We start from the raw sequence: 15,549 nt of genomic DNA, 5'->3' as shown, positions 1-15,549 counted from the left end.
TTCCCGGACGTCTTGAGAGAGAGAAGACATGCGCATCGATGAAGCCTTCCGCCGCATGATCGGTGGTTACTGGTGGCTGATCGGGTTGCTGGTCCTGGTGGCGTCATTGGCGGCGGGCGTCTACGCCACCAACCAGGACCTGCAGTACCAGGCCTCGGCGCGGGTCCAGATGTCCGGTGGTCTCGCCAGCACCAATGTCCAGGCGGACGCTGCGACACAGTGGCTCCAGGGTGTGATCACGACCCCCAACATGGTGCGTCACGCCATGGCCGCAGCTGGGCTCAAGGGCGACCCGACTCCCTTCGCCACCCACTCGATCGTCGTGAACCGAGTGGGCGTCTCCACGGTCAACGACGTCCTCGTCACCACGGGCAACGCGGACCGTTCGGTCATCGTCGCGAACTCGCTCGTCCAGCAGGCTCTCAAGTACGCCAACACCGCTCACCAGAGCGACGCCGTGAAGATGACCGCCCTCGACCACCAGATCAGCCGCTTCACGAAGGAGCGAGACGGCCTGATCCACCAGCTGGCGACGGCTGCCCCGGGCGCGGTACTCGAGCTGCAGGCGCGGATCGCGGCGGAGGCACCGAGCCTCACGGACCTGCTGCGGCAGCGCTCCGACCTCGTCCTGGCGGCGTCGGAGCGATCGAGCATCGGCTTGCTCGATCCCGCGACGGCGTCCTCTGATCCGGTCGGCCCAAAGGTCGGCCAGCTCGTGGCTCTGGCGGGTCTGGCCGCGCTGATCCTCGCTCTGGGCCTCGTGGCGATCCTCGAGGCGCTCCACCCCCGGGTCCGGGGCCGTCGGTGGGTGGCGGCCGAGCTGCGCGCCCCGCTCCTCGGGCACCTGCCCACGCTCGACCTCGGGGGGCCACGGGGTGCCCGCGCCCTGCGTGAGTTCGGAGGTGCAGCAGCCGTGCTCGGCGCCCGGTTCACCGGGCGGCCGTTGCTGCTGCTCCCGGTCGAGCGGAAGCACGACCGGTGGGCTGCGCGCATCTGCACCGAGCTCGAGGCGCTCACCGGCCTGCACGTCGACCACGCCCCCGACGCGACGGTCGCGCGGCCGGCGGAGGACGTCGGTCGCCCCGCCGACCCCGTCGTGATCGTGCTCAGCCCGACCGTCGAGTCGCAGCGCCACCTCGAGGAGCTGGCGCGCACCGCTGCGGTGATGGACTGGCCCGTCGTCGGCGTGCTCACCTTCCGGCGCCGGTGGCTCATCGACCGGCAGACGCTCGCGGAGGGTGGCCGGGTCCACCGTCCCCCCATCACCCCCCTCACCGACGTCACCCCCGAGATCCCGGTGGATCCGGCTGACGGCGTCCCCGACCCGCGTCGCGTCGACCACGGGGCCCTGAGCAGCCACAAGATGTGGAGGATGCCGTGAGCCGGCGCGCCGAGTCCTGCGGCCTGACGCTGGAGGTCGGGTCGGTGCCACGCGGCTGGTCGCAGGTCATCGACCGCGCCCTCGGCGAACCTCCTCGAGCGGAGGCGCCGCACCGGGCCGAGGTGCCGCAGCCGGGCCGGGACGCCGATGTCGTCGTGCGGCTGGAGTCCTCCCGCGAGCCGTTCGAGGTGCACGGCCTGACGCCGCTCACCCGCGGTGCCTTCGCAGACGACCGTCGCGTCGTGCTCACCGACGCCTGCGCGAGCGGCCTGGACCTGCTCGTCGAGCCGTCGTCGAGGGCACTCTCGGTGACGGCACGCTCCCGCCCGGGGCCCTCCCACCGCGCCCTGCGCCTCGTGGCTCCCGGGCGCACCGAGCTGCTCTGGCGTGCCGCGCTCCTGCAGTACCCGACCCTGTGGTGGGCCGGTGTCGGGGGAGCCGTGCCGCTGCACGTCTCGGCGGCGCAGGTCGCAGGCCTGGGTGTGCTCCTCGCCGGGCCGGGGGGCGTGGGCAAGTCGACGCTCGTCGCCGGCCTCGGGCCGGACCAGGGCGCGTCGGTCAGCGACAACCTCTGCACCTACGACGGGGCGATGATCCACGGGCTGCGTGAGCCCCGACGCGTCGACGCGGGCCCGGTCCGGGTCGGCCGTCGGTCGATGCCCCACGGCCGGGTGGAGCAGCCGTGGGACGGCACGCTGCCCGCCATGACGCCATCCCTGCTGCTCGTGCTCCGACGTGGCTCCGGTGCGCGACCCACCGTGATGCCGGTCCCGCCGGCAGTCGCCGCGAGAGCCCTCGCCACCGGCACGTATGCCGCGGGTGAGCTGCGCCGGTACTGGGCCTTCGCCGCGACGCTGGCACTGGGCACCGGCCTCGGCCCGGCGCATCCGTCGATCGTGGGCGAGTCGGAGCGCCTCGCCCGGTCCCTCCACTGCGTCGAGGTCGTCCTCCCGGCACGTCCCGGGACCTCCCTCGTCGAGCTCGTCGACCGCGCCGAGCACACCGCGCGAGCCGAGCGAGCGACGAACCCCGGGATGACAGGGGCGCGGGCATGACGCAGCGTGTGGCGCACATCATCACCCGGTGCGTCGCCGGGGCCGGCGGGGTCGCCGTGCGCGGGGCGGTGAGCCTGCCCCGAGAGCTGTACGCGAGCACTCTCGTCGTCGGGTCGGGTGACGCTCTCCTCGACGTCGCCCGCTCGAGCGGCGTCGACGTGGTCGTCGTGCCGGAGCTCGTCTCACCGATCAACCCGGCCCAGGACGCCAGGGCCTTCCGGTCGATCTCGCGGCTGCTCAGGGCTGAGGACTTCGACGTCGTGCACACCCACAGCGCCAAGGCGGGCGTCCTGGGACGCGTCGCGGCCTCGAGAGCAGGCGTGCCCCGCATCGTGCACACGTTGCACGGATTCCCTTGGCACGACTTCCAGTCCGCTGCCGTGCGGCATGCCTACATCCGCACCGAGCGCGAGCTCTCGCACGTCACGGACGCCTATCTCGCCATCGGCACCGGCGTCGCGGTCGAGGCGCTCCGGCGCAAGGTGGTCCGCCCCGAGCAGCTCGTCACGATCGGTCCGGCGGTCGAGCCCGCGTCGGTCACCGCGTCGCCGGCGTCACGCGCGCGCGCGCGGGCGCTGCTCGGGCTGCCCGCGGACGCGACGGTCGTCGGCACGGTCGGACGGATGGACTTCCAGAAGGCGCCGGAGGTCATGCTCGAGGCGTTGGCCCGGATGGCGACGCCGGCCGTGCTCGTCTGGGTCGGTGGCGGTCCCCTCCTGGAGGACACGGCCCGTCGAGCGCAGGCGTCGGGCCTCGAGCGTCGCGTGCTGCTGCTCGGTCACCGCACGGACGTGGCCGAGCTGCTGCCGGCGTTCGACGTCTTCGCCATGTCGAGCCGCTACGAGGGCTTGCCGTGCGCCATCGTCGAGGCCCAGGCGTGCGGCATACCCGTGGTCGCGACGTCGGTGAACGCCGTCTCCGACGTCGTGGTCCCCGGAGTGACCGGTCTGCTCGTGGCGCCCCAGGACCCGGACCAGCTGGCCCAGGCGCTCGACCACGCCCTCACCCATCCGAGACAGGCCGCGGCCTGGGCGGAGCGGGCCACGGCCCAGCTCGGCACCCGCTACGACGCGAGCACCCTGGGCGCGACCTTGCAGGAGGTCTACACCGGCGACCCCGAGGTCCGCCGGCCGCTGCTGGCGCCGGTGCCCGGGTGGGGGAGGGCCTCGTGAGCGCCATCGAGGCCGCGCTGGCCCTGCTCGTGCCGGGTGGCACGCCGGTGGTCGAGGTCCGCGGCTCCCGACGGGGCTCGGCGGCGGCGATCGCGGGAGTGTCGTCGGCGAAGCGGCTCGTCCTCCTCGACGGGCGTCGGCTCAGCGCCAGGCGCCTGACACGTCTCGCCCGGGAGGCCGGCCTCGTCGTCGACCGTGAGCTCGTCGTGCTGCCGGGTCTGAGGACGGCAGCCTTCGTCGTCGAGGACTCGGTCGAGAGCCTGACGTGGTTCTGGAACGCCTTCGCGACCGTCCCCCCGGGGAGGTCGCGCGGATCCCTGCTCATCACGGCCACGACGTGCCTCGGCCGGAACCGCCACCTCGTCCGGTGGGTCGGTCCGCTCGTGGCCGGGCGCATGGTCATCGTCCACCGACCATGACCACGTCGACGAGGCAGACGGCGTTCCCCGACCTCGGGGCCGTCGAGGACGTCCTGCGGCGGCACCTGGGCGACGGGACGGTCCGGCTCGCGGTCGTGGCCATGTCGCGGGACGACCATCCCAAGGCGGTCGTCATGGCGACGCCCTCCGGTGCGACGACGCCGGTCCTCGCGGTCAAGGTGGCCCTGACCGGTGGGGCCGCCCGGTCGGTCCGTGCCGAGGCCGCCGCACTCGAGCAGCTGGGGCAGCTCGACCCCGGTCTCGTCGGCGGGACGGTCCCCCGCCTGCTCGCCCTGCACGAGACCGCGGCGGGCACGTTCCTCGTCACGACGGTCTCGTCGGGTCGGCCGTTCTCGGTCGACTACCACCGCTGGCACCACACGGGTCGTCGCCGTGACGTGCGGGCCGACTTCGACGCGGCAGCCGGGTGGCTCTCCCGGCTGCACGGCCTCACGGTCTCGCCGCAGCCGGAGGCCGACGGCGCCGCTGCGCTCGAGAGCCGCTGGCCGGACGAGGTCGGGATGGCGGCGGCGCAGGTGTGCCGGAGCGCCAGGGCGCGGGTGGGTGACCTCGACACGGGTCACGTCACCCACGGCGACTTCTGGTGCGGCAACCTCCTGCGGACGGGTCGTCGGGTCACCGGCGTCGTCGACTGGGAGCACGCTCGCTTCGGTGCGTCCCCGCTGTGGGACCGCGTGCGTTTCGCCCTCGCCTACACGCTCTACCTCGACCGGCACACCCCGAGCGGTGCCCGGGTCCACGGGCACGCGGGCCTCCGCGCGGGGGCGTGGGGTGACCCCGTGCGGCATCTGCTGAGGGGCGAGGGGTGGTATGCCGCCGGAGTGGCCGACTTCATCGCGCCCGCGCTCGGGCGCGACCCGAGCACCATGGCCTGGCGGGACGCCGTGCTCGTGGGTCTCGGCGAGGTGGCGACGACGAGCGACTCACCGCCGTTCGCCCGCGCGCACGCGTCCCTCCTCGCGGAGGTGGGGTCGTGACCACGACGGCGGCGGCCGCGCCCACGACGACAGGACGGGCCGCTGCGTCCGCACCGCTGCCGGGGCGCCGGGCCGTGGTCCCGGCGTCACGGTCCGTGCGCCTCCTCATCGCGGCAGCCATCGCGTGCATGCCGGTCCTCACGCCCACCGGTCCTGGCAACGCCTCACCTGCGGACCTGCCCATCCTCCTGGCGATGGGTGGGGTGCTCCTCTGGCTGTCGAGCAACGGCGTACGCCTCCACGTGCCGTACGCCGCCGGCATGTGGCTCCTGGTCCTGGCCGGTGCCGTCGCCGCGCTCGCCAGCCGGGACGTGCGCTCGACCACGGTCCTCGGACAGGACCTGTTCCTCCTGCTCTGGGCCGCCACCATCGCCAACGCCGTGCGTGCCGACCACTCCCTCGTCCGACTCGTGTGCGTCACGTGGTGCTGGGGCGGGATCGTCAGCGCCGGCCTGCTCGTGGCCGGTCGCCTCGCCGGGATCCCGTGGCTCGCCGGCCAGACCACCCGGGACGGCTCGCGGTCCGCCCTGACCTTCGGCGACCCCAACCTCGCCGGCAACTACTTCGTCGCCTGCCTGTTCGTCGTCCTCGCCTCGCGATACCCGCGCCGCCGCCTCGCGCGCGCCGCGACCGTCCTCCTCCTCGTCGTCGCGACCGTCCTCACCGGATCGAACGGCGCCATGCTCGGCATGGTGGTCGGCCTCGGCGTCGGGGTCGTCGTCGGGTCATGGCGGTCGCGTGGTGCCATCGCCGCGACCGGGCTCGCGTGCGTCCTGGCGGCGGCCGCCGGGGCGGTCGTCACCTCGGTCGACTGGGGGTCGGTGCAGGCGAGCGCCGCCGCCGGTGGTCCGGTCCTGCACGACTCGTTCGGTCGGGGGGACTCGTCGAGCCAGGACCGGCAGGTCCTCTTCTCCGAAGGCGTCCGGCTCTTCTGGGACGGGACTCTCGTCGGTGTCGGCCCCGGGCGGACGAAGGAGGCCCTGGCGTCGATCCCTGCCCCCTACGTCAAGGAGGCGCACAACGACTACGTGGCGACGCTCGTCGAGCTCGGCCTCATCGGAGGCGTCGGCCTCGTCGTCCTGCTCGCGTCCGTGGCGGCACGGCTGGCGCGCGTCGCGGGACGCCGCGGACGTGGCATGGCCGAGGGGGTCCCGGGACGCAGCGGCGACCCGGGGCCGGTGACGGTGCTCGTCCCGTCGCCGCACTTCCTCGCCGCCCTCGGCGCGGCGTTCCTCATGGCGGGCCTCTTCTACGAGGTGCTGCACTTCCGGCACCTGTGGGCGGTCCTGGGCCTCGTCGCCGGTCTCGACCTGATCCTCGCGGACGTGGCCGAGTCGCGGCGACCGGCTCGGGAGGTCCTGGCCGCCCCCGCTCCAGGGAGGCGATGACGTGTCGGTGCGTCTCAACCCGAGCCACGCCTCCCGTCGCCTCCGCATCCCGGGGCGGGCCGTCCTCGACAACCTCGGCGCCCGGCTCGTCGCCGTGGTCGCGCTCGGGATCGGCACGATCCTCGTCGCGCGGGTCGGAGGCGCCGAGGACGTCGGGGTCCTCGCCCTGCTGCGCGTCCTGCCGGGTCTGGTCGGCGTCCTCGCCGCCTGTGGTCTGCCGGGTGCGATGGGCTACTTCCTCGCCGGCCCGCACGCCGGGCACCCGCGGCTGTGGCCCACGATCCTCGTGCTGCTCGGCACCGGCATGGGGATCGGCACCGCCGTGTGGCTGCTGCTCGTTCCCGTCATCCACGCGGTCCTGCTCCCGACGGCGAGCACGCTGGTCATGCTCCTCGCCGGCGTCAGTGTCGCGACCCAGCTGCCGCTCGCCGTCGCCAAGTCGAGCCTCCAGGGGCTCGACGACCGGAAGGGGTCCAACGCGGTCACTGCCGGCGAGGAGGCAGCCTTCCTCCCCGCCTTCGGCGTCGCCTGGCTGCTCGGACTGCGCGGGTCCCTGCTGCTCGTCGTCGTGCTCATCGTCGCCGACGTCGTCGTCGCCGGGGCGGGGTGGGCTCGTCTCGTGCGCCAGGTGCACGGCCGGGGGATGCGGATGACCGGGCGTCCCGACCGCCCGCTCGCGCGCAGCATCGTGTCGTTCGGCCTGCTCGGTCAGGTCGGCGGCCTGGTCAACCTGCTCAACCTGCGCCTGGACTTCCTCGTCCTGGGCTCCATCGCCGGTCCGGCACCGCTGGGCGTGTATGCCGTGGCCTCGAAGTTCGCCGAGCTCGTCAGGCTGCCGTCGCTCGCGGTGACCTGGGTCAGCTATCCGCGGATCGCCCGCCTCGGGCCGGAGGCCTCCGCGACGGTCGTGCGTCGACAGCTGCCGTGGCTCGGTGGCGTGGGCATCGTCGGTGCCGTCGTGCTGGCGCTCGCCGCGGGACCCCTGCTGCCGGCCCTCTACGGTCAGGAGTTCGTCGCGTCCGTCGTGCCGGCCGCCATCATCGCCGTCGGCCTCTGCGCCTCACCCGCGGGAGGCCTGGCCGGCGGCTACCTGCTGGGGACCCGGCGCCCCGGCACCGGTTCGGTGCTGCAGGCCGTCGGCCTGCTCGCGACACTCGGACTCGACCTCGCCCTCATCCCGTCGTTCGGGGTGACCGGGGCAGCCGTGGCCAGCGCCGTCGCCTACCTCGTCACCGATGTCAGCACCGTGCTCGTCGTGCGACGACTCACGGCAGGCACCCCGCGATGACCAGGCACGTGCTGGCCTCGGTCGTCGCGGCGTCGGCCCTTCTCGCCTGCGGCTGCGGTGCGCCGGCCCCGAGCGCGACCCCACGGGCGGCGAGCGTCCTCGGCACCCAGACGCCCACGGACGGACGGTACGCCGAGCTCGTCGACGACCTCAGGGCGACGGGGACCGGCGTCTGGGTCGAGTCCGACGTCGTCAAGGCCTACCTCGCAGGGCCGACCCGTTACCGCCAGGTTCTCGGCACCGCCCTCGCTCTCGCGCGCCGCCGAGGGGTGGCCGGCATCAAGGTCGCCGACGAGCTCGGCTACCACGACGGCACGACCCCGGAACAGGCGGCGGACATGCTGAGGCGCACCGTCGCCGACATCCACGCCTCCTCGCCGGGCACGAAGGTGCTCATCGACGTGGTCGTCCCCGAGCTGGGCTGCCTGTCGTGGACCTCCTCGTCCACGGCGGTCATGCGCATGTGCGGTGCCGGCTCCACGAGCACGAGCCCCGGAGCGAGCCTCGCCGCGGTCGACGGCTACGCCGCCTCCGGGGTGGACGTCATCGACCTCAGCCCGGGTCTGCAGGACGATGCCTGGTACGCCTCCCAGGGCAGCTCCCGCGACGACGCGATGCAGCAGAGCTGGCGCGAGGCCGTACGCCGGTGGGGCACCCGGGTGACCCTCCAGGCGCGCAAGGCACTGGCTCACCCCGGGGCGTACCCCGGCGATGTCGCGAGCGCCGAGGCCGACGTGCACACCTACGTGGACATCCCCCTCGCCGAGGGGGCGAGAGCGGTCGACATCTGGACCTGGGCGCAGCACTACCGCGGCCAGCTCGTCACCCTCGTCGACCCGGGGGACGTCCCGAACGCGCTGACCAGAGCGCTGGAGCATAGGCGGAAGAAGGGAGCGCGGCTGTGGACACACATGACGCCGTCGGCCTACGTGGTGGACCGGGGACACGACGTCCGCGCGGTGACGAGCCAGTTCGACGTCGTCTTCGTCGCGGCCGGGACCGGCTGAGCACGACGGAACCCACTCGGGTCAGCCGCGCTCGTCGGGTACTTGACGTCGTGGTCGCCGCGGTGGCCCTCGTGCTGAGCGCGCCGGTCGTCGTGGCGGCGGCGGTCGCGATCCGCACGACGAGCCCGGGGCCCGTGCTGTTCCGCCAGGAGCGGGTCGGCGCGGGCGGACGCCCCTTCACCATCCTCAAGCTGCGCACCATGACCTCGGGTGGCGAGGGTCTCGACATCACGATGGGGCGCGACCCTCGCGTCACGAGGGTCGGGGCCCTGCTCCGGCGCACGTCGCTCGACGAGCTGCCGCAGCTGCTCAACGTCCTTCGCGGCGAGATGACCCTCGTCGGCCCCAGGCCCGAGACGGTCGCGTTGGCGCGCCGCTACCCGTCCGGGTGCCGCTGGGTGCTCGAGGCCACCCCGGGACTGACCGGACCCGCGCAGATCAGGATGCGCGACTCACGGGTGCTCGAGCTCCCGCTCGCCGCGGTCTTCTCCGAGCCCGCCCCGGACCCCGAGACGTGGTACCTGGAGCACGTCGTCCCGCGCCGGGTGGACCTCGATGCCGGCTATCTCTGCGCTCCGTCGCTGTCGCGCACCGTGGCCGTGCTGCTCGAGACCGCGGTCTACCTGCTCCACCCCCAGTGAACCGCCGCCGACGACGCGACGACCCGCCCTCCGGTCCCTGCCTCAGCGACCGGACGGCAGCGGCGCCGGCGCCCGGGTCACCTGGAGCGGGTCGCACCTGGCGTTGAGACAGGTCCCGGTCTCGAGGTCGAACTCGAAGTTGTGCCCTAGGCACCGGAGTCTCCCGTCGCGGACGACGGCGCCGTACTGGAGGTCCTCCCCGGCGTGCGGGCAGTAGCGGCTCACGACGTAGTCGCTCTCGCCGTCGGACAGCATGACGGTCTCCGTCGGGTCCCGGTGCGTCTCGTAGCCCTCGATGGCCTCGAGGGCGTCCCGGTCCGCGTGCTTGAGCAGGCCGACGAGGTAGTCGTTGTAGACGTCGGGATCCCGGCTGGCGCGGATGCGCAGCGAGAGGAAGAGGTCCTCCCACCGGATGCGACCCGTGAGCACCGCATCGAGCCAGCGGGCCTCGACCGTCAGGTGGTAGCCGGGCGTCCCACCGACGGGGGCCAGGTCGACCTCCGTCGTCTCGGGCCCCAACCGGACGTCCCACGTGCCACCCGCCCGGCCGACGACCTCGAAGCGCACCGTCATGCCGATCCTCTGCAGGAAGTAGCCGGACAGGGCTCCGAGCGCGAGGAAGTGGTCGCGGAAGCGCTCGCCCAGCCGGCTCTCCGGCGGGGGGTCCGGCAGCTCTGCGTACACCGCGGCGATCTCGTCGGCGCGCCGGGCGGCATACGCCCTGAGGTACTCGGAGGTGTCGTCGAAGGAGAAGCCGGCCCACATCGGATCGCGCTCGACGTCACCGGAATCGACGTGGAGGCGGTCGCCGGGCAGCAGGTAGAGCGAGGTCTGGCCCGGGAGCCGGTCGCGCAGGAACGCGAGCGCCTGGGCCTGGTCGGGGAAGATGCCGGGAGCCCGGACCGCGGCGTTGTGGTGCGCGACCGCTGGGTCGAGGAAGGCGGGGGGCCCGGCATACGGCACGACGATCTTCGGGGGCGCCGAACGCAGCAGCCGGGTCACCGCGCGGAACTTGCCCAAGCGCTTCTCGGAGCTGATCCGCTCGACGACCTCGGGCGGGTAGTCGTAGCAGATGGGGTGCCACGAAGCCCCGGACATCTGCACTCCCATGACGTCCAGGGGACGCCCGCACTCCTCGGCAGCCCGGCGGAGCTGGCTGACGCTGAGCCGCGCGTCGTTCGTGTGCAGCACGGCGTGCCCGTCCACGTGGACGAGGATGGCGGCGTCGTGGCACATGGGGCTGAGCTCGGGGATGACCGTCACCCAGTCACCGCGGTCGTTCAGCGCCAGCCGCTCCCACGCGTCCAGCTCGATGACGACGTTGCGCAGGCCCGCGCCGGCGATGCGGTTGCGCATCTCCCTCGAGGGGTAGCGCGGGATGACGAGGCGTGTCGATGGCGAGAGGCCTTGCAGCAGTGGCAGGTCCAGGTGGTCCAGGTGCTCGTGTGAGATGGCGACCCAGTCCGCGTCGAGCATCGCAGGCGTCCGCACGTGGGCGTTGTCGGGGAAGGGGAACCACGACCCGAGGAAGGCGCCCCGTGGTGACATCCACGGGTCGCACAGCATCCGCAGGCCGGGCGCGTCGATGCGCAGTCCGGCGTGGCCGAGGGAGGTGACGAGTGGTCCGTTCATGACTCGACGATCCGCCGCCGCGCCTCCGCCGGACACCCGCGTGGGCCGGACCTGCGTCTACGTCGTTTGACGGAGCCTCAGTGTCCGCAGAGCCGACGCAGGGCGGTCAGGTCGGCGCGGACGGTCGCGGCGATGTCGGCGTGGCGGTCGGTGGCCGGTCGGGTCACACTGAGCCGGTAGGCAGCCAGGTCGTCGGCGAGGTTCTGCACGGACTCGCGGGCGTCGTCGGAGGCCGTCGTCCTCGCGAGGCCCCTGGCCCGGGAGAGAACGGTGTCGAGCCCGGCACGGAGGGCCGCCGCGGACGCGCCGTGCGTCGTCGCGGTCGTCGACGCGGTCGTCGACGCGGTCGTCGTCGAGGCGGCCGCGACGAGTGACCCGATATCGGGGCAGTCACCGCCGAGCGGCTGGGACGCGGCGCTCTGCACGGCCGAGGCGCCCCCGCGTGCCGCGCCGGTGAGGACGAAGGCTGATCCGAGCGCGACGACCATCGTCAGAGCGACGCCGAGCAGGAGCTGCCAGCGGTGGGTGGAGGTCGTCGACGCGCTCATGATGTCGCCCCTCTCGTTGTCGGAGGTTGGTACTCGAAGGCGCCGCGGTCGTCGTAGGAGCGCACGCCGACCCCGCTGTTCGTGGTGCTCGGGTCGTCGACCCGAGGACGGCCGGCGGCATCGAGCGCCGGCTGGCCGGGCGCGCCCGAGTCTGCCGAGTCGATCGCCGGCGACCCGGCGCGGAGGCTGAAGTCAGCCTGCGCGGGGCCGTTCCAGCGAGGGTCGGCCTGCCGTGCGTGCGACTCCTGTCCGCTCGCCGCCTGGAACGCCGCCAGGGACGTGTAGGACGTCGATCCCCACACCATCATCGTGCCGCTGACACTGAGGTTCACGAGGTCGTAGTCGAGTCTCGTGCCGAGCTGCGACGTCGCGTCGACGCGGATGTCACCTCTCGTCCGGGGACACTTCACCGTGCCGCCCGCGCCGTTGGGGCACGAGGCCGCGTTGTCGACCGAGATGTTGTCGGCGAAGGTGAACCCGCTCGGGGTGCCCGACGCCACGCCTTCGAGGTTGATGCCGGCCGCCACGTTGTCGTAGACGGTGTTGCCGACGACGGAGCTGCCGGTGACGCCGAAGTCGTCGATGCCGTGGTCGCCGGTGATGCACCCGGCCGTGTTACCGGTCGGCGGGGGGCTGCAGTTGGTCAGGGCAGCGGTCGTGAACCCCTTGTTGTGGTAGCTGACGTTGTCGACGATCGTGTTGCGGTCGCCGCCCGGGTAGGACTGGATGCCGGAGTCCTCGTTGTCGTGGACGCGGTTCCCGCTCACGAGGTTGCCGGGCGCCCGCAGGTCGATCCCGACCGCGTTGCGCACGTAGCCGTACGCGTTCCACGAGCTCTCGTTGCCCGTGATCTGGTTGCCGGTCGAGCCGTTCGTCAGGTAGATGCCGGACGCCGAGTTGTCGGTGACGAGGTTGCCGGTGACGACCGAGCCGGTCATCGAGTTGAGGTACATGCCGTATGCCGTGGCGCCCGACACCGGGCTGCCCGACCCCCGCGCCGTGTTGCTCGACAGCCGGACGCCGGTCGCGTTGAAGACGTAGAACGCGTTGCTCGTGGTGTCCCGGACGGTGAAGCCCGACACGGTGATCCAGCTCTGGTTGGAGATCGTGAAACCGTGCTTGGCCCCCGCGATGGTGACGACGGCGCCCGCGGCCGGCTGGAAGGTGATGGGGGAGCCGGCGGTGCCGGAGTGCCAGGGGAACACCTCGTCGGTGTACGTCCCCGAGGAGACGAGCACCGTCTGCCCCGCGACGGCGACCTTCGCGGCCTTGGCGATGGTGCAGAACGGCACCGCGGCCGTGCCTGCACCGGTGTCCGAGCAGCCGCCGCCGCCCACGTAGAGGTAGGCGGCGACGCCTGCCGCGGCCCCGACGGAGCTGACCGCGAGGCTCAGGCCGGCCACGAGGGTGCTGAGGGCGAGGACGGCTCGTCGAGCGGGGGTGTGCGGGGGGGCCATGACTCGTCCTTCCCATCCTGCGGCTGCCTGATCCTCCAGTTTGTCCACCGGCCCGCACGATCACCCCCACCGAAAGTGGGAGGACGGCATACGCCCATTGCAGGAGGCGCGCCCGATCGGGCTACTCGGGCTCCCAGGCGATGAGCCGGTCGATGACCTCTCGGTCGCCCTCGATCGTCAGTGCCTCCAGCGGACGGCGGCCGTAGAACGCGGCGAGGACGATCTCGCTCGCCGTGCCGGTGACGCGGGCATCGACCGGCCCGGCGGTCTCGGGCAAGGGGGCGGTGCGTGCGCCGTCGGCGGAGACCCAGAGCCGCCACGAGCGTCCTTCGGTCGCCGCGTAGTCGACGACGGCGGGCTCGTGCGGCCACGGGCTCGTCGTCGCGCAGCACGTGGAGAGGAACTCCTCGACACCGTCGAGGGCCACGGCGTCGGGGAGCGGCCGAGGCGTACCGACCGTGAGCTGGGCGTCGTACGTGTGCACCGCGATCTCCTGGAGCTGGTGCCGCGCGACCGCGCCGCACGTCCCGGGCGACTGCGAGTCGCCCCACCACGTCCAGCAGCCGCGCTCCGGCCCGGCCTCGCGCAGGGCGTCGAGGAGCTGCCGGGTGGACGCCGCCAGCCAGCCGTCCAGCGCGTCGGGCTCGCTCGGCGCCGCCGCGTCGCCGTCCGACGGCGGCCGGACCCGGGAGGTGGCGGCCGGGCCGGCCGCGACCGTGGCGGCCCACGACCGACGGCCCTCGCCCAAGTGGTGGACCAGGTCGAGCAGCGACCACTCGGGACAGGTCGGGACCGGCACATCGAGGCTGGCCGCCGTCCAGACGGCGGAGCGGAAGGCCCGCGACCGCTCGTCGATGAGGCGCAGCAGGTCGGGGAACTCGAGCTCGCTCGTCACGCCGGATGTCTACCACCCGGGCGGGCCCGCCCGACAGCGCTTTTCCGGTCCGACTGACGTGGGGCCCTACGATGGAGCCTCGTGACCGTCACTGACACCGCCGCTGCCCGTGCCCGCCTGCTCGAGATCATCCGAGAGAAGGCGATCGTCCACGGTCGCGTGACCCTCAGCTCCGGCAAGGAGGCCGACTACTACGTCGACCTGCGCCGCATCTCCCTCGACGGGGAGGCCGCGCCCCTCGTCGGGATCGTCATGCGCGAGCTGACCAAGGACCTCACGTATGCCGCCGTCGGTGGCCTGACGCTCGGCGCCGACCCCGTCGCGACCTCGATGCTGCACGCGGCCGCGGCCGCCGGTGAGCGCCTCGACGCCTTCGTCGTCCGCAAGGCCGGCAAGGCGCACGGCCTCCAGCAGCGCATCGAGGGGCCGTCGATCACGGGCCGACAGGTGCTCGTCGTCGAGGACACGACGACGACCGGTGCGTCGCCGCTCGCCGCCGTCGAGGCAGCCCGTGAGGACGGCGCCGAGGTCGTCGCCGTCGCCACCATCGCCGACCGCGCCACCGGCGCCGGCGACCGGATCACCGCCGAGGCCGGCGTGGAGTACCGCTACGCCTTCTCGCTGGAGGAGCTCGGGCTCGCCTGAGGGCCGCCCGGGCGCCGCCCGACGCGCACCTCGAAACCCGTCCGCAGCGCCTCGACCGACGACGGAGGCGTGATCACCGTCGCGATGCCGCCGCGGGGTCGCTCGACGGGCGTGGCGGCATACGTGTTGTCGGGCAGCCACGGCAGCAGGCCGCCGTTGGTGACGACGGCAGGACCCGAACCCAGCAGCACGTAGGTGCCGTCGGGCACGTCACCCCAGGCGTACGCGTGCAGCCGGCGGGTGCGTCGCCGCGGGTCCCAGCGCTCGTCGTGGAGCAGCCGGTCGAGACCGGGCGCCGGCAGGTGGGTCGTGCGATGGCTCGCCGCGACGAGGTCACGGAACCGGCCGAAGTCGGCGCGACGGCACTCGGCGCACGGACGATGCCCGGCCGCGAGGGCGAGCGCCTCGTCGAGGAAGAAGAGCGGCGTGTAGTGGCTGGGGTCCCACTGCCGCACGCGGCGGTCGCGGAACTCGAGCAGGCACGTGATCCACGCGCGTCCGACGTGGTGCCGGCGGACGCCGCGCGTGCCGGCGCCGTCGTGGAGGCGGCCCCGGTTGCCCATGAGGTCGCCCCGCCCGGGGGCCGCGACGACGTCGCCGAGGGGATCGACCCGGTTGCGGGCCGGTGGGTCGAGGCCGCTCACTCGAGGACCTCGAGGACGACGTCGGCGGGGTCGCCCTCGCCGAGACCCTCGGCGTGGCGGACCGCCTTCTTGACCGGCAGCACGTAGGCGCCCCGGCTCGCGTCCGGGAAGACGGACGTCGTCCACGACGTGGCTCCCACGGTCGCCCGGACGCGCACCGAGCCGAAACCCCGCGGCGGCCGCGGGACCTCGCGGATGCGCGCCGACGCGTCGTCGCCGACCGTCACGAAGAACCATCCCGTCTGCGCCTCCCAGCGCCACAGGTCGGCCGTGAACCGGAGCGTCGTCATGCGTCCACGCTAGGGCCCGGCACCGACAGGAACCGGGCGGGCAGCGCCTGCGTCGCACCCGCGACCCGGTCCGCACGCGTGCGCCCAGC

The 15,549-nt window shown here is 73.4% G+C and carries 16 protein-coding genes; 10 read left to right on the top strand and 6 right to left on the bottom strand.

Annotated features, from left to right (window positions below):
- Nucleotides 1-28 precede the first annotated feature (28 nt).
- Genes AB4Z14_RS16085 through AB4Z14_RS16045 form a run of 9 tightly spaced genes read left to right on the top strand, consistent with a single transcriptional unit; the run spans nt 29 to nt 9,349 of the window.
- On the top strand, nt 29-1,381 hold the full coding sequence (locus tag AB4Z14_RS16085; protein WP_442276066.1) for a hypothetical protein: 1,353 nt from the start codon (nt 29-31) through the stop codon (nt 1,379-1,381).
- The gene (locus AB4Z14_RS16080) at nt 1,378-2,436 is read left to right on the top strand and encodes a hypothetical protein (protein ID WP_442276065.1); all 1,059 of its coding nucleotides are present in this window, start codon (nt 1,378-1,380) and stop codon (nt 2,434-2,436) included. The genes AB4Z14_RS16085 and AB4Z14_RS16080 overlap by 4 nt, the downstream gene beginning before the upstream one ends.
- Nucleotides 2,433-3,608: a glycosyltransferase gene (locus AB4Z14_RS16075; protein ID WP_442276064.1), complete on the top strand. Its 1,176-nt coding sequence runs from the start codon at nt 2,433-2,435 to the stop codon at nt 3,606-3,608. Before AB4Z14_RS16080 ends, AB4Z14_RS16075 begins: the two co-directional genes overlap by 4 nt.
- Nucleotides 3,605-4,027: a hypothetical protein gene (locus tag AB4Z14_RS16070; protein WP_442276063.1), complete on the top strand. Its 423-nt coding sequence runs from the start codon at nt 3,605-3,607 to the stop codon at nt 4,025-4,027. Before AB4Z14_RS16075 ends, AB4Z14_RS16070 begins: the two co-directional genes overlap by 4 nt.
- Complete coding sequence (locus AB4Z14_RS16065; RefSeq protein WP_442276062.1) at nt 4,024-5,025, top strand: phosphotransferase family protein; 1,002 nt, start codon at nt 4,024-4,026, stop codon at nt 5,023-5,025. The genes AB4Z14_RS16070 and AB4Z14_RS16065 overlap by 4 nt, the downstream gene beginning before the upstream one ends.
- The gene (locus AB4Z14_RS16060) at nt 5,022-6,413 is read left to right on the top strand and encodes an O-antigen ligase family protein (protein ID WP_442276061.1); all 1,392 of its coding nucleotides are present in this window, start codon (nt 5,022-5,024) and stop codon (nt 6,411-6,413) included. The genes AB4Z14_RS16065 and AB4Z14_RS16060 overlap by 4 nt, the downstream gene beginning before the upstream one ends.
- Before the next feature lies 1 nt (nt 6,414).
- Nucleotides 6,415-7,701, top strand: coding sequence for a lipopolysaccharide biosynthesis protein (locus AB4Z14_RS16055; protein ID WP_442276060.1), 1,287 nt, complete (start codon nt 6,415-6,417; stop codon nt 7,699-7,701).
- Nucleotides 7,698-8,708 (top strand): hypothetical protein, encoded by a 1,011-nt coding sequence (locus AB4Z14_RS16050; protein ID WP_442276059.1) that lies wholly within the window; start codon nt 7,698-7,700, stop codon nt 8,706-8,708. The genes AB4Z14_RS16055 and AB4Z14_RS16050 overlap by 4 nt, the downstream gene beginning before the upstream one ends.
- Nucleotides 8,705-9,349, top strand: coding sequence for a sugar transferase (locus AB4Z14_RS16045; RefSeq protein WP_442276156.1), 645 nt, complete (start codon nt 8,705-8,707; stop codon nt 9,347-9,349). The genes AB4Z14_RS16050 and AB4Z14_RS16045 overlap by 4 nt, the downstream gene beginning before the upstream one ends.
- Before the next feature lie 42 nt (nt 9,350-9,391).
- Here AB4Z14_RS16045 and AB4Z14_RS16040 read toward each other — a convergent pair whose 3' ends face one another.
- The 4 genes from AB4Z14_RS16040 to AB4Z14_RS16025 form a co-directional block, all read right to left on the bottom strand.
- Complete coding sequence (locus AB4Z14_RS16040) at nt 9,392-10,981, bottom strand: Rieske 2Fe-2S domain-containing protein (RefSeq protein ID WP_442276058.1); 1,590 nt, start codon at nt 10,979-10,981, stop codon at nt 9,392-9,394.
- A 77-nt stretch (nt 10,982-11,058) separates the two neighbouring features.
- On the bottom strand, nt 11,059-11,529 hold the full coding sequence (locus AB4Z14_RS16035; RefSeq protein ID WP_442276057.1) for a hypothetical protein: 471 nt from the start codon (nt 11,527-11,529) through the stop codon (nt 11,059-11,061).
- Nucleotides 11,526-12,986, bottom strand: a complete 1,461-nt coding sequence (locus tag AB4Z14_RS16030) for a right-handed parallel beta-helix repeat-containing protein (protein WP_442276056.1) — start codon at nt 12,984-12,986, stop codon at nt 11,526-11,528. Before AB4Z14_RS16030 ends, AB4Z14_RS16035 begins: the two co-directional genes overlap by 4 nt.
- Before the next feature lie 121 nt (nt 12,987-13,107).
- Nucleotides 13,108-13,881, bottom strand: coding sequence for a maleylpyruvate isomerase N-terminal domain-containing protein (locus AB4Z14_RS16025; protein ID WP_442276055.1), 774 nt, complete (start codon nt 13,879-13,881; stop codon nt 13,108-13,110).
- A gap of 81 nt (nt 13,882-13,962) precedes the next feature.
- On the opposite strand from AB4Z14_RS16025, the gene pyrE reads away from it, so the two are divergent.
- Nucleotides 13,963-14,526, top strand: coding sequence for an orotate phosphoribosyltransferase (gene pyrE, locus AB4Z14_RS16020; protein ID WP_442276054.1), 564 nt, complete (start codon nt 13,963-13,965; stop codon nt 14,524-14,526).
- On the opposite strand, the gene AB4Z14_RS16015 is transcribed toward pyrE, so the two are convergent.
- Complete coding sequence (locus AB4Z14_RS16015; protein WP_442276053.1) at nt 14,490-15,170, bottom strand: hypothetical protein; 681 nt, start codon at nt 15,168-15,170, stop codon at nt 14,490-14,492. The two genes, pyrE and AB4Z14_RS16015, sit on opposite strands and share 37 nt — an antisense overlap.
- Entirely contained in the window at nt 15,167-15,460 is a 294-nt protein-coding gene (locus tag AB4Z14_RS16010; protein WP_056772051.1) for a DUF1905 domain-containing protein, read from the bottom strand. Before AB4Z14_RS16010 ends, AB4Z14_RS16015 begins: the two co-directional genes overlap by 4 nt.
- Nucleotides 15,461-15,549: the final 89 nt, after the last annotated feature.

Origin of the sequence: Terrabacter sp. 2TAF16 (assembly GCF_052115065.1) — a bacterium.
Classification (GTDB): Bacteria; Actinomycetota; Actinomycetes; order Actinomycetales; family Dermatophilaceae; genus Terrabacter.
Note: the sequence above shows the minus strand (reverse complement) of the source record. Positions and strands in the feature narration are given on the sequence as shown.